Raw genomic sequence first — 13,327 nt, forward strand, 5'->3', positions numbered from 1 at the left:
CCTCCCGAGACTTCACGTGGCTATGGACTTTTTATCTATTCTAATCGTCGATGAAAACGCTGCCAATAATTGTTACTTTTTTGTGAACAACCACGCGTTTTTACGGCATTTAACCGGTCAGATGGTCAAATGCCGCAGGTAACAAGCTGTGAAAGCGTTATCACAAAACCGGTTTAAACCGTCTTTTTAGCTTTCTGTTTGTAGCGGTCGAAGATAACCGCCGCCAGCAGGATCAGACCACGTACCACATACTGCGAGAAGGGAGAAATGTTCAGCAGGTTCATCGCATTCTCCACTGTCCCCAGGATCAGGATCCCCGATACCACGTAGGAAATCTTACCGATACCGCCTTTCAGCGAAACGCCACCCAGCACGCAGGCTGAGATGACGATCAGCTCAAAGCCCAGCGACGTCATTGGCTGGCCGCTGGTCATACGCGACGCCAGAATGATGCCCGCCGCCGCTGATACCAGGCCAGACAGCACGAAGATGATGATTTTGGTACGCACCACCGGCACACCGGCCAGACGCGCCGCATCTTCATTACCGCCAATCGCCAGCGTGTTTCGGCCAAATGTGGTTTTGTTCAGCAGCAGACCAAAGATAATCAGACAGCCGACTGTCAGCCAGATTGGCGCAGGCAGTCCCAGCCAGTTGGCGTAACCGAGTGCGAAGAAACGTTCGTCCTCGATACCCACCGCTTTACCGTCAGAAATGATGTACGCCAGACCGCGCACAATCTGCATGGTGGCAAGCGTGGTGATCAGGGCGTTAATTTTCAGACGGGCGATAACAAAACCGTTGAGTAAACCGGTCAGCATTCCGAGCAGTAAACCGGCAGCGACGCCAATCCACAGGCTTTCGGTCATGTTGATGACCACCGCTGTGGTGACCCCCGCACAGGCAATCACTGACGCGACAGATAAGTCAAAGTCACCGGAAGCCAGACAGAACAGCATCCCGCAGGCCACCATGCCGGACATCGAAATGGCCAGTCCCAGCCCTTTCATGTTGATGAAAGAACTGAAGTTCGGCACAAAAATGGTACAGGCGAGAAACAGCACGGCGAACACCACTAACATGCCGTAACTGTCCCAGATACGCATCAGACCTTGTCCGCTGCGTGATGCGGCTGAAGGTTGATCCGGTTTGGCTGAATTGGTTGTCATACTCGACATAATATTTTTGCTCCTCAGTCAGGCAGCGTCAGGGGCAGAATCAAGGTCTGGCGTCCGCAACATGGCGAGCCCCAGCGCTTTTTCTTCGGTGGCTTCGTCGTGGGACAGTTCACCGGAGACAGCGCCTTCGCGCATCACCACAATTCTGTCCGCCAGACCCAGCACTTCCGGTAAATCACTGGACGCAAACAGCACCGCAATGCCCTGTTTCGCCAGTGAGTAAATCACGTTGTAAATTTCATGCTTGGCGCCAACGTCAATCCCGCGCGTCGGTTCGTCGAGCAAGATGACTTTCATGTCTTCCGACAACCAGCGACCCAAAATGGCTTTTTGCTGATTACCGCCGGAAAGGTTCATGATCAGCTGCTGATCGCTCGGTGTTTTGATGTTCAGCGCTTCGATGTGCTTACGCGCATTTTTCACTTCCCAGGCGTTGTTGATCAGGCACCCCGCTTTCACCGTTTTCCGGCGGGCGCTGATGTTGATATTGTCGCGCACCGAGTGCACAGGAATGATACCGTCGGCTTTGCGATCTTCCGGACACAGCATGATGCCCTGGCGGATTGCGTCTGCCGGTTTACGGATGTTCAGCACCTTCCCGTCGAGACGCAGTGTGCCGCCAGTGACGCGCGTGCCGCCGAATAATCCCTTCATCAGCTCACTGCGACCGGCGCCTACCAGCCCGAACAGACCGACGATCTCGCCCTGACGCACGCTCAGGCTGATCGGTGTTTTCACGCCCGGTGCTTTAACCTGATCCAGCTGCAAACGTACTTCGCCGTGCGGACGCGGCGCGTAGCCGTAAATGTCGTCCAGATTACGGCCGACCATCGCCTGCACCAGCTTGCTGTTATCCACCTGCGTCATGTCGTCAAAGGTACGCACATAGCGGCCATCCTTGAAAACAGTGACAGCGTCACTTAATGCGAATATCTCCTCCATTCGGTGTGAGACATATAAAATCACACGTCCTTCTGCGCGTAACTCGCGGATAACACGGAATAATTGTTCGATTTCACGGGCAGAAAGCGAACTGGTAGGTTCATCAAATGCAATGATTTTGGCGTTTCGCGCCAGCGCTTTGGCGATCTCCACCATCTGCCACTGACCGATGGAAAGATATTTCAGCGGAGTATCGGGATCGATATCCAGCCCGAGGTGTTCGAGCTGAATTTTGGTTTCATAGCGCAGCAATTTGCGGTTCACAAAACCGTGTTTGCTGGGCAACTGTCCGAGATAAATGTTCTCAGCCACCGTCATTTCCGGTACCAGATGTAATTCCTGATAAATAATCGCCACACCGGCATCGAGCGCATCGGTGGTGTTATTGAAAGCGACCTGCTGACCTCTGATGTGAATATTGCCCTGCGAAGGCTGATAGTTACCGCTGAGGATTTTCAGCAGCGTCGATTTACCCGCGCCATTTTCGCCCATCAGCGCATGGATCTGCCCGGCATAACAATTGAAAGAAATCCCGTCCAGCGCTTTCACGCCCGGAAAAGTTTTACCAATGTTATGGAATTCCAGATACGGCGTGGCCGCATCAAACTCCGTCAGTGACGGTGTCAGCAAAGGCGTCTTGTTTGAAGATTGCTGAGTCATAGTGGCTACCTGGAAATTAAGTAAAGTTGAATGCACGCCACTGCACAGCAGAAAACAGTTCGTAAAACTTCCTGTCGTCCGCCATGCAGCAGCGTCTCTCCCCTTCATACTTCAAGTCGCAGATGCGTTGGCTACGCTTACTCACCCGAATCACTTACTTATGTAAGCTCATCGGGACTCGCTCACTTGCCGCCTTCCTGCAACTCGAATTATTTAGGGGTATTGCTTGTTTCAACCACATCTGAAGATCACATAAGACCTTTCTTCTTCAACTCTTCTTTGAAGTTGTCGCGGGTGATCAGGACAACATCAGTCACTTCGGTGAATTTCGGTGGTTCAACGCCTTTGGTGACCCATTCGTTCAGCATCTGGATACTTTTATAACCGTGGATATCCGGACTCGGTAACAGGGAACCGTAGAAGCCGGTTTGCGCGCTTTTTGACAGCTCATTGACCGCATCCACACCATTGATGCCGATGCCGATCACGTTAGCCGCTTTAAAGCCCTGGCCTTCTGTTGCACGCACACCACCGAGAACGGTGTTGTCGTTCATGCCGATAATCAGCCAGTTTTTCACTTCAGGATGCTGAACTAACAGGGAGTTACCGGCGTCCAGTGCGCCCGGGATATCGTTAGATTTGGTCGGGACTTTATAAATTTGTTTTTCCGGGAAACCGGCAGCTTTCAGCGCATCCATAGAACCGGAAGTACGGCGACGTGCAGTGTCCAGCTCATCAGCGGTAATCGCCATCACGCCGGTATCTGCCACTTTCCAGCCGCGTTTTTGCATTTCTTTATACAATTCCTGCCCCTGACGTTCACCGATTTTGGTCGCGGCCATCATTACTAATGGCACTTCTTCCATTGGTTTGCCTTTGGCATTCACAAACTGGTCATCTACCTGGATAACTTTCATGTCATAGCTGCGCGCTTTCGCCATGATGGCTGGCCCCAGACGCGGATCCGGCGTACAGATAACAAAACCTTTCGCACCGTTTGCCGCCAGACTGTCGATGGCATTCAGCGTTTTTTCACCATCCGGTACAGCAATTTTGATGACCTCAAAGTTCAGATCCTTACCGGCTTTATCTGCAAAGCGCCATTCAGTCTGGAACCACGGCTCTTCGGGCTGTTTAACCAGAAAACCCAGCTTTGGATTTTCGGCTGCCATAGCTGAATGTGACATAACGGCTGCTAACCCGACCGCCGCTAATGCCTTAGTGAATTTATGCATGATGTTCTCCGACTTTTATTGTTGTTTTTCACAATCGCAGTCTCAAATCTGATGGTTTGCCGCGTTCATGAAAACGTTATCAGTAGCGTAAGGAAACAAAGTGAAGTGCGGCGAAGTCCGATATATAGCGAATTTACGTCACACTCTCCTGTAAGACGGGTTAAGTTTTAGCGGTAATTTTGCAGCGGAATGTAGAGCGCTATCACACGGCGGGAAAACAGCAGGTTTGTACATAGATATAGCGATTTTAGCCAAACGCTAACATTTGACCAACCTCACAGAAACATCACTGGGAGCAGATTTGTGCATACTTCCAGCTAACGCCTCCTCACTCACTTTTTGGCATCCTCCTACTGTTAGAGCAATTCGATTCGCCGCCGTAATGACTACGGCAAACCTGAAGGAGTGAGAAAGAATGACGCAAGGTGCGATTGCTCTTGGTCTTGATTTTGGCAGCGATTCCGTCCGGGCACTGGCTGTGGATTGTCAGACCGGTGCGGAGATGGAAACTGACGTGGTTTATTATCCGCGCTGGAATGAGGGCCTTTACTGTGACGCGGCAATAAACCAGTTCCGCCACCATCCGCTCGACTATATAGAGGCGATGGAACAGGCGATAAAAAACGTCGTGCAACGTCTGGGCAGTGAACGGGCAGCGCGGGTGGTGGGTATCGGGGTGGATTCCACCGGTTCTACGCCTGCTCCTGTAGATAATGAAGGCAATATTCTGGCGCTGAAGCCGGAGTTCGCCGAAAACCCGAATGCCATGTTCGTGTTATGGAAAGATCACACGGCAATAGAAGAAGCCGAAGAAATTAACCGCCTGTGCCGCAGCGGTGAATTCCCCGACTATTCCCGCTATATCGGCGGCGTTTACTCCTCAGAATGGTTCTGGGCAAAAATCCTGCACGTTTCCCGCGCGGACGCTGCCGTCAAAACAGCCGCCGCTTCCTGGGTTGAATTGTGCGACTGGGTGCCTGCCCTGCTTTCCGGTACTACCGCGCCGGACAAAGTGGTGCGTGGCCGTTGCAGCGCCGGACACAAAATGCTCTGGCATCCGTCATGGGGCGGTTTGCCGCCAAAAGATTTCTTTGCCGCCCTCGATCCTTTACTGGTCGAACACCTGCCGTATCCGCTGTTTACCGACACCGTCACCGCTGAACAGGCTGTTGGCACTTTGACCTCTGAATGGGCAGAACGCCTTGGTCTGCCTGCCTCCGTGGTGCTTTCCGGCGGTGCATTCGACTGCCATATGGGTGCTGTCGGCGCGGGTGCACAGCCTTATACCCTGGTGAAAGTGATCGGCACTTCCACCTGCGACATTCTGATCGCCGATAAAGAGCGCGTGAATGACCGCGCGATTGCCGGGATCTGCGGTCAGGTCGAAGGCAGCGTGGTACCTGACATGATCGGGATGGAAGCCGGACAATCTGCTTTCGGGGATATGTACGCATGGTTCAGCCGTCTGCTGAGCTGGCCACTGATGCAGGCGGCCAAAGCACATCCTGAAATCGCACCGCAACTGACCAGCCTGCAAAAAAACCTGCTGTCCGATCTCACCGCAGCGTGGGCGGCCAGTCCGAAACTCGATCATTTGCCGCTGGTGCTCGACTGGTTCAACGGCCGCCGTACACCGTTTGCCAATCAGCGCCTGAAAGGCGTCATCACCGATATCAACCTGGGCACGCAAGCGCCGGAACTGTTCGGGGGCTTTATCGCCGCAACGGCTTTTGGCGCACGCGCCATCATGGAATGTTTCGAACAGCAGGACATTCCGGTGGAAAACGTGCTGACCCTCGGCGGTATCGCACGTAAATCACCGGTCATCATGCAGGTTTGCGCCGACGCGATGAACCGTCCGCTGCAAATCGTCGCCTCCGATCAGTGTTGTGCGCTGGGTGCCGCTATTTTTGCCGCCGTCGCCGCCGGGGAATTCAGCGACGTTCCGGCCGCTCAGGAAAAAATGGCCTGCAGTATCGAACGTACCCTGCTGCCTGATCCGCAGCGTGTCGAACAATATCAGCGCCTGTACGAACGTTACCAGCAATGGTGTGCCACCACTGAACCGCTGTTTGCGGCGAAACCGGCGCATTAATGTCTGTCACATAAATTGCTATTTCACACCTACGATATTCAGGAGTAATAAATGGACGCGTTTAAACATCTCGAAGTGTGGTTCGCCATTGGCAGTCAGCATCTGTACGGACCGGAAGCGTTACGTCAGGTAAAAGAGAACGCCGAAAAGGTCGTCAGTAGCCTGAACAGCGAAGCCGGTTTGCCGGTTAAACTGGTGCTCAAACCGCTGGTCACCACGCCGGATGAAATCACGGCGCTGTGCCGCGACGCCAACTACGACAATGCCTGCGTGGGCATTATCACCTGGCTGCACACCTTCTCTCCGGCAAAAATGTGGATTGCGGGATTAAGCATTTTGCATAAGCCTTTGTTGCAGTTCCACACGCAGTTCAACGCTGAGATTCCGTGGGATACCATGGACATGGACTTCATGAACCTGAATCAGACCGCGCACGGCGGCCGCGAGTTTGGCTTCATCGGTGCCCGTATGCGCCAGCAACACACAGTGGTCGCGGGACACTGGCAGGACGGTGAATCTCACCGCCGTATCGCCCGGTGGATGCGCGTCGCTGCCGCGAAAAATGAAAGTCAGCATCTGAAAGTGGCGCGTTTTGGCGACAACATGCGTGAAGTGGCGGTGACAGAAGGCGACAAAGTGGCCGCGCAAATTCAGTTCGGCTACAGCATCAATGCTTACGGAATTGGCGATCTGGTCAGCGTTATCAACGAAGTCAGCAAAGGCGACATCGACCAGCTGGTGGAAGAATACGAAGCGACTTATCGCCTGACTGACGCGGTAAAACTTAACGGCGAGCGTCGTGAAAATCTGCTGGATGCGGCGAAAATCGAACTGGGAATGACGCGTTTCCTGGAGCAAGGTAAATTCGGCGCGTTCACCACTAACTTTGAAGATTTGCACGGCATGAAACAGCTGCCGGGACTGGCGGTACAGCGTCTGATGCAAAAAGGCTACGGCTTCGGCGGCGAAGGCGACTGGAAAACTGCGGCGCTGCTGCGCATCATGAAAGTGATGGCCAGCGGGCTGAAAGGCGGCACGTCGTTCATGGAAGATTACACCTACCACTTCAAGCCGGGTAATGACCTGGTGGTCGGTTCGCACATGCTCGAAGTGTGTCCGTCGATTGCCAAAGAAGAAAAACCGCTGCTCGATGCACAATATCTCGGCATAGGTGGCAAAGCTGATCCGGCGCGACTGATCTTCTCCACGCCGGCAGGCCCGGCGGTTAACGCCAGCGTTATCGACATGGGTGACCGTTTCCGTCTGCTGGTCAATCTGGTCGATACCGTCGAACAACCGCATCCGTTGCCAAAACTGCCCGTTGCCCGCGCTATCTGGAAAGCCCAGCCGTCACTGGCGACAGCGGCAGAAGCCTGGATCCTCGGCGGCGGCGCCCACCATACCGTGTTCTCACAGGCACTGGATATTGACGCGCTGCGGTTATATGCGGAGCTGAGTAATATTGAATTGCTGGTGATTGATAATGATACGACGCTGCCGGACTTCAAGAATCAGATCCGATGGAATGAAGTTTATTACAAACTTTGCAGTCGCTGATTTGCTTGCAGAAGGCCGCTGCAATGGCGGCTTACACTGCTAAAGCAGATCGAAAACATTTCGGTTTCTTACGTGCGGTGATCACTTAACGCGCTGCGCCGAAACCGCCCAAGAGGGAAAAGTGCTTTTTCCCTCTTGGATCTCCCTTCGCTTTTGCAACACGCGCTCCGCTCGCTGGCAATGTTTCAGGTACCGCAGCGACAGGCTGGAAATCTTGCCGCTGCGCGGTACCTTCGCTTCGGGATTGCAGCCTCAGGTCTGCAACCTCTCACTCAGCAAGCTTTCTGAAACGCCCGTACGATCTTAAATTCAAAGGAAGACTTTTTTTATCTTTTAGAACAGTGGATTGGCGTGATCAAAAATGGCACCGAATGAACGGTTCGAGACCCTAGGCTCGAAACCTGAAATTCGGGAATCGCGAAGCGATGACATTTTGCGCCACTCATGATTGCTTCAGAACATGTCCTTCATACCCGCGACAGCGCGCAGTGAAAAAGCGCGGAGTCCAGAGGCCCGCGCGTTACCGGGTCACTGGTCGGTGTGGGCCGACGCCCACGGTTTTGACCTTAAGGCCAGTTTGAGTGGCACTCCAAGGTATTGTCATCCGTCCGTCACATTCCCCCTTTACGCTCACCCCACAAATAAATCCCAAAGAGGATAGTACCAACCATGATCATTCCAGCTCATACCGGCGGGAATGCGCCTGCGCGCATGTCTTCTCCCCCTGCCATCGCACTACATCAGGTGTCCCATTTCTTTGGGAGCAACCAGGTACTCAATCACGTCAATTTATCCGTGCCGGAAGGTACGATCCTCGCCCTGCTGGGCCCTTCGGGCTGCGGGAAAAGTACGCTGCTGAAAATGCTGGCGGGATTACTCCATCCTGCCTCGGGGCAGATCAGTTTCGATGGCGAAATCGTCGCCAGCGGGAAACTCAGCGTGCCACCGGAAAAACGTAATCTCGGGATGGCGTTCCAGGATTACGCCCTGTGGCCGCACATGAGCGTGCGCAAGAACGTCGCGTTTCCATTGCAGATGCGCGGGATCCGTGGCGCAGCTCAACTCGAGAAAGTGATGGCGGCGCTGGAACGCGTCGGGTTGGCGGATTTTGTCTCTCGCCGCCCTTCTGAGCTTTCCGGTGGTCAGCAGCAGCGCGTGGCGCTGGCACGGGCGATTGTCGCCGAGCCGCGCATTCTGCTGTTCGATGAGCCGCTGTCCAATCTTGACCGTGACCTGCGTGAAAGCCTGTGCGAAGAAATGGCGACATTGTTACGCCAGCTGGGCACCACGGCGGTGTATGTCACCCACGATCAGCACGAAGCTCATGCACTCGCTCACCGCATCGCGCGCATGGAAAAAGGCGCCATCGCCAGCATTGACCAGACTGACCCTTCCGTTGTTTCTCCTTTTGTTGCTTAACCTTTGATGGAATGAAAATGATAAACCGCACGCACAACACAAAGACAAAAACGTTTTCCCGTACCAGAACAGGCGTAATGACCGCAATGACACTTTCTCTCGCAATAGCAGCCGGCAATGCGCAGGCGCTGACGCTCTACACCGCCGGGCCGGGTTCACTGGCAAAAAAACTGGCAGCAGGCTATGAAAAACAAACCGGCGTAAAAGTCGATGTTTTCCAGGCAACAACCGGCAAAGTAATGGCGCGGCTGGAAGCCGAGCAGGCTAATCCGCGCGCTGACGTCTTAATTTCAGCGTCCTGGGATACCGCAACCGACCTCGAACAACGCGGCTGGTTGCTGGAATATCAAAGCCCGAATGCAGAACAGGTTCCGCCACAATTCAAGACTCCGTATTACGTGGCACAGGGTATTTCTGCGCTGGGTATCGTATGGAACACCAAAAGCGGCACCACTGAACCGAAAGACTGGGGCGATTTAGCCAAACCGGAATTCAAAGACAAAGTCACCACGCCGGACCCGTCACTTTCGGGCGCCTCTTTAGATTTGCTGATCGGGTTACAGAATGCCCATGCACAGCAGGCCTGGAAGCTGTTTGAAGATTTGAAAGCCAACGGCATGATCATCGCTGGCCCTAACGCACAGGCGCTGACGCCGGTATTGCAGGGTGCCAAAGCCGCAGTATTTGGCGCAGTAGATTATGTGTCTTATGGCAGCGTGCAGGACGGTGAATCAGTCAAAGTGATTTTCCCGAGCAGCGGCACGGTCATTGCGCCGCGTCCAATGATGATCCTCAAATCCAGCCAGCAGCAGAAAGAAGCCAGGGCATTCATCGATTACGCGCTGTCACCTGAAGGCCAGAAACTGGTCGCCGATGCGTGGCTGATGCCAGCACGTACCGGCATTGATGCCAAACGCCCATTGTTCAAATCACTGAAATTACTTCCGGAAGCCTCACAGGCTTCAGCGTCCCGTAAAGACGTCCTCGACCGTTTTGCGAAGCTGTTCGGCCAGCAATAATCCCTTCACGGGCTGTTTGATAAAGCAGCCCGCTTCTGAGATTTGATCAATGAATAGAAACGCTTTTTTACCGGGCGTGACAGGCATTGCGCTGCTGGTCCTGGTCGCCGTGCCGGTGGCATTTGTGGTTTTGCAGGCGGTTTTTCCGCATCTGGATACCGGCAGTTATTCGGCCCCCTTCAGCGCATTTACCCGCGTTTTTGCCGAACCTTCGTTGCAGGAACTCTTTGCCACAACGCTGAAAGTCGGACTGGGTGTGGCATTATGCAGCGCCCTGATCGGTGTGCCTCTGGGCGCACTGCGCGGATTATTTGCCCTGCCCGGCGCCGCTCTGTGGGATGTGGTCTTTCTGATCCCCTTTTTAATACCGCCTTATATCGCAGCGCTGTCGTGGATGCTGGCACTGCAAACCCACGGTTACGTTCAGCAGTTGCTGCCATGGCTGCATCTGAATAATTTCCTGTTTTCACTGCCGGGTATGGTGGCCGTGATGACGCTCAACGTTTTTCCTGTGGTCTATTTTGCCGTCTCACGCAGCATGGCCGCCAGCGGCAGCCGTCTGGCGGATGTGGCACGTATTCATGGCGCGGGCCCGTGGCGGGCATTTATCCGCATCACCTTGCCGATGGCTTTACCGGCCATTGCCTCCAGCCTGCTGCTGGCATTTACCCTGTCGATAGAAGAATACGGCGTGCCCGGCGCATTGGGTTCGCGAAGCGGCATTCTGATGCTGACAACCGGTATCGAACAGCGTCTTGCCGACTGGCCGATTGATATGCCGGGTGCTGCGGTACTTTCCCTGCTGCTGGTGGCTATCGCACTTTGTGCGTACAGCGTACAACGCGCCGTGCTGGCCGGTAAAAATGTCGAGAGCATGACCGGTAAACCGGCCGATGTGACACAAAAATCACTGGCAGTCTGGACGCTGCCGGTGTTGGTTTTATTCACTCTCGTGGCGCTGATTGCCGTTGCACTGCCGATTGTCTCCACGCTGGTGACGGCATTTTCCGGCACGCTTTCCGGCGGACTGTCGCTTTCCAATTTGACAATACGGCACTTTGGCAATCTGTTTGACGCGCATGGCGATGCAATCGGTGCGCTGTCGACCAGTCTGAGTCTGGCGCTTGGCACGGCGCTGATTGCCGGTGCAACCGGGTTTCTGGCTTCATGGCTGGTGGTGGCACGCAAAATTCGCGGGGCGGCGCTAATTGACGGACTTTCACTTTTTCCGGCCGCGCTGCCGGGCATTGTGGTGGGTGTCGGGCTGATCCTGGCGTGGAACCGCAGTTTCTGGCCGGTCACGCCGTATAACACCTGGGGGATCCTGCTGCTGTCGTATTGCTGTTTGCTGCTGCCTTACCCGGTGCGTTACGTCAGCGCGGCGTTAAAACAGATTGGCGGCAATCTTGATGCAGCAGCACGGGTACACGGCGCGACTGCCGCGCAGGCATTGCGGATGATCCTGCTGCCGCTGGTATTGCCGAGTTTGCTGGCGTCAATGATGATGGTGTTTGCGGTAGCATCGCGTGAACTGGTGACATCGTTGTTGCTGTCACCGGCGGGCGTGCAGACCGTGTCGGTCTATGTCTGGAGGCAGTTTGAACAGGGCTCGGTGGGCGACGGGATGGCGATGGCATCTGTTGCGGTGCTGCTGAGCCTGACACTGATGTTAATCGCATTCAGGCTTCAGCAGCGTCAGACGTCTTAACTTTCCCGCTGCGCTTCAGGGTGCGGGCGGTCGCCGGACGGGATAAGCAAACCGGCGGCGACCGCCAGCACTGAAATCACCGCAGATACCACAAACACCCAGTGCAGCGACGCGGCAACGCTATCGGTCAGCATATTCAGCTGCCCTGTGTCCATCGCGCTGCGTGTGGCTTTTTCCATCAGCTGCTGAACCGGATCGTTCACCTGCGGCAGCCGGTATTCCAGATTAAGATTCAGCGTAGCGCCCAATACCGCCGTCCCGATGGCCGAACCGAGCATACGCGTGAACAGTGTCGAAGCGGTAGCAATGCCGCGGATGGCCGGTTCTGCACTGTTTTGCACCGAGACGATAAATGTGGTGTTGGACAACCCCATGCCTGCGCCGATAGAAAACGCCGCCAGACGCGCCATCCACAATCCCGAGGACGGTGAAAGCAGTAACAGCGCCAGACTTCCGCCCACCAGCAGCAATGCGCCTGTCACGGCCGTTGCCCGATAAGACGTTGCCTGCATCATGCGGCTGCTGAACATACTCGCCAGTGGCCAGCCGATGGACATCAGCGCCAGTGTAGTTCCCGCCTCTAAGGGCGTGCCGCCCAGTACGCCCTGAACGTAAGTCGGCAGGAATGCGCTGATCCCCATCATGGTCGCACCGATAATCAGACCACCGACATTACCGGCAATAATCACTTTGCTGTCCCACAGCGCCAGGGGGAACAGCGGTTCCGGTGTTTTACGCTCCTGACGCACTAGTAACCCGGCGTTGATAACAGCAAACGCCAGCAACGCCAGCGCCCAGTAGCCCAGCGCTTCAGCCTGTAACAGCGCCAGTAATAAAGCAGCAACGGCGAGTGTGAGATAAGCGGTCCCGGCCAGATCCAGCTGATGCGGTTTACGCTGACCGTCCGGCGGCAGGTATTTGATAAGTATCGCCATCGCCACCAAACCGATTGGCACGTTCACCCAAAACACCACCGCCCAGGGGAAATGGGAAACAATAAACGCCCCCATCAGCGGCCCGACAATCGCCGAAACACCCCATACGCTGGACAAATACCCCTGCGCTTTCGCCCTTTCCTGCGGACCGTAGACATTGGCGATCAGGGTCGTGGCAATCGGCGTGATGGCACCCGCGCCCAGCCCCTGCAACGCACGAAAACCAATCATCCAGCCCAGCGACGGCGCGAAGCCGCAAAGGACAGAACCTATTAGAAACAAGGTGGTGCCGATGAAAAACATTTTCCGGCAGCCGTATAAATCCGCCAGCCGCCCGTAAATGGGCACAGTAATGGCCTGTGTCAGAAGATAGACGGCGAATACCCAGCCAAGCAGTGAAAAGCCGCCGAGGTCGCCGATGATAGTGGGCATCGCAGTCGCGACAATCGTCACTTCCACGGCTGCCATAAACATCGACAACATACAGGCAGTCAGGATCAGCGGACGATGAGAGGTTTTGACAACAGATTTGTTTACAGCAGGATGATTGACGGCCATGTTCCCTGTTTTCTTAAACTT

Annotated in this window: 9 protein-coding genes; 5 read left to right on the forward strand and 4 right to left on the reverse strand. The window is 54.8% G+C overall.

All coding sequences use genetic code 11. From position 1 onward, the window contains the following. Positions 1–173: 173 nt before the first annotated feature. The 3 genes from araH to J1778_RS02280 all read right to left on the reverse strand — a co-directional run bounded on the left by araH (position 174) and on the right by J1778_RS02280 (position 4,015). On the reverse strand, positions 174–1,178 hold the full coding sequence (gene araH, locus J1778_RS02270; RefSeq protein WP_217171803.1) for an L-arabinose ABC transporter permease AraH: 1,005 nt from the start codon (positions 1,176–1,178) through the stop codon (positions 174–176). 18 nt (positions 1,179–1,196) lie between these two features. After that, positions 1,197–2,780 (reverse strand): L-arabinose ABC transporter ATP-binding protein AraG, encoded by a 1,584-nt coding sequence (araG, locus tag J1778_RS02275; RefSeq protein ID WP_238484531.1) that lies wholly within the window; start codon positions 2,778–2,780, stop codon positions 1,197–1,199. A 248-nt stretch (positions 2,781–3,028) separates the two neighbouring features. Next, the gene (locus tag J1778_RS02280; protein ID WP_112288541.1) at positions 3,029–4,015 is read right to left on the reverse strand and encodes an arabinose ABC transporter substrate-binding protein; all 987 of its coding nucleotides are present in this window, start codon (positions 4,013–4,015) and stop codon (positions 3,029–3,031) included. A 415-nt stretch (positions 4,016–4,430) separates the two neighbouring features. On the opposite strand from J1778_RS02280, the gene J1778_RS02285 reads away from it, so the two are divergent. From J1778_RS02285 to J1778_RS02305, 5 genes are all read left to right on the forward strand, one after another. Continuing rightward, positions 4,431–6,110: a ribulokinase gene (locus tag J1778_RS02285; RefSeq protein WP_217171804.1), complete on the forward strand. Its 1,680-nt coding sequence runs from the start codon at positions 4,431–4,433 to the stop codon at positions 6,108–6,110. Between the two features lie 51 nt (positions 6,111–6,161). Continuing rightward, positions 6,162–7,667: an L-arabinose isomerase gene (gene araA / locus J1778_RS02290; protein WP_217171805.1), complete on the forward strand. Its 1,506-nt coding sequence runs from the start codon at positions 6,162–6,164 to the stop codon at positions 7,665–7,667. A 669-nt stretch (positions 7,668–8,336) separates the two neighbouring features. Beyond that, positions 8,337–9,086: an ABC transporter ATP-binding protein gene (locus J1778_RS02295; RefSeq protein ID WP_217171806.1), complete on the forward strand. Its 750-nt coding sequence runs from the start codon at positions 8,337–8,339 to the stop codon at positions 9,084–9,086. A gap of 77 nt (positions 9,087–9,163) precedes the next feature. Next, positions 9,164–10,105, forward strand: a complete 942-nt coding sequence (locus J1778_RS02300; protein ID WP_217171807.1) for an ABC transporter substrate-binding protein — start codon at positions 9,164–9,166, stop codon at positions 10,103–10,105. 49 nt (positions 10,106–10,154) lie between these two features. After that, positions 10,155–11,813, forward strand: coding sequence for an ABC transporter permease (locus J1778_RS02305; protein ID WP_217171808.1), 1,659 nt, complete (start codon positions 10,155–10,157; stop codon positions 11,811–11,813). Here the strand turns inward: J1778_RS02305 and J1778_RS02310 are convergent. Beyond that, entirely contained in the window at positions 11,810–13,306 is a 1,497-nt protein-coding gene (locus tag J1778_RS02310) for an MDR family MFS transporter (protein WP_217171809.1), read from the reverse strand. The genes J1778_RS02305 and J1778_RS02310 overlap by 4 nt on opposite strands. Between the last annotated feature and the right edge of the window lie 21 nt (positions 13,307–13,327).

The organism is Rahnella bonaserana (assembly GCF_019049675.1).
Classification (GTDB): Bacteria; Pseudomonadota; Gammaproteobacteria; order Enterobacterales; family Enterobacteriaceae; genus Rahnella; species Rahnella bonaserana.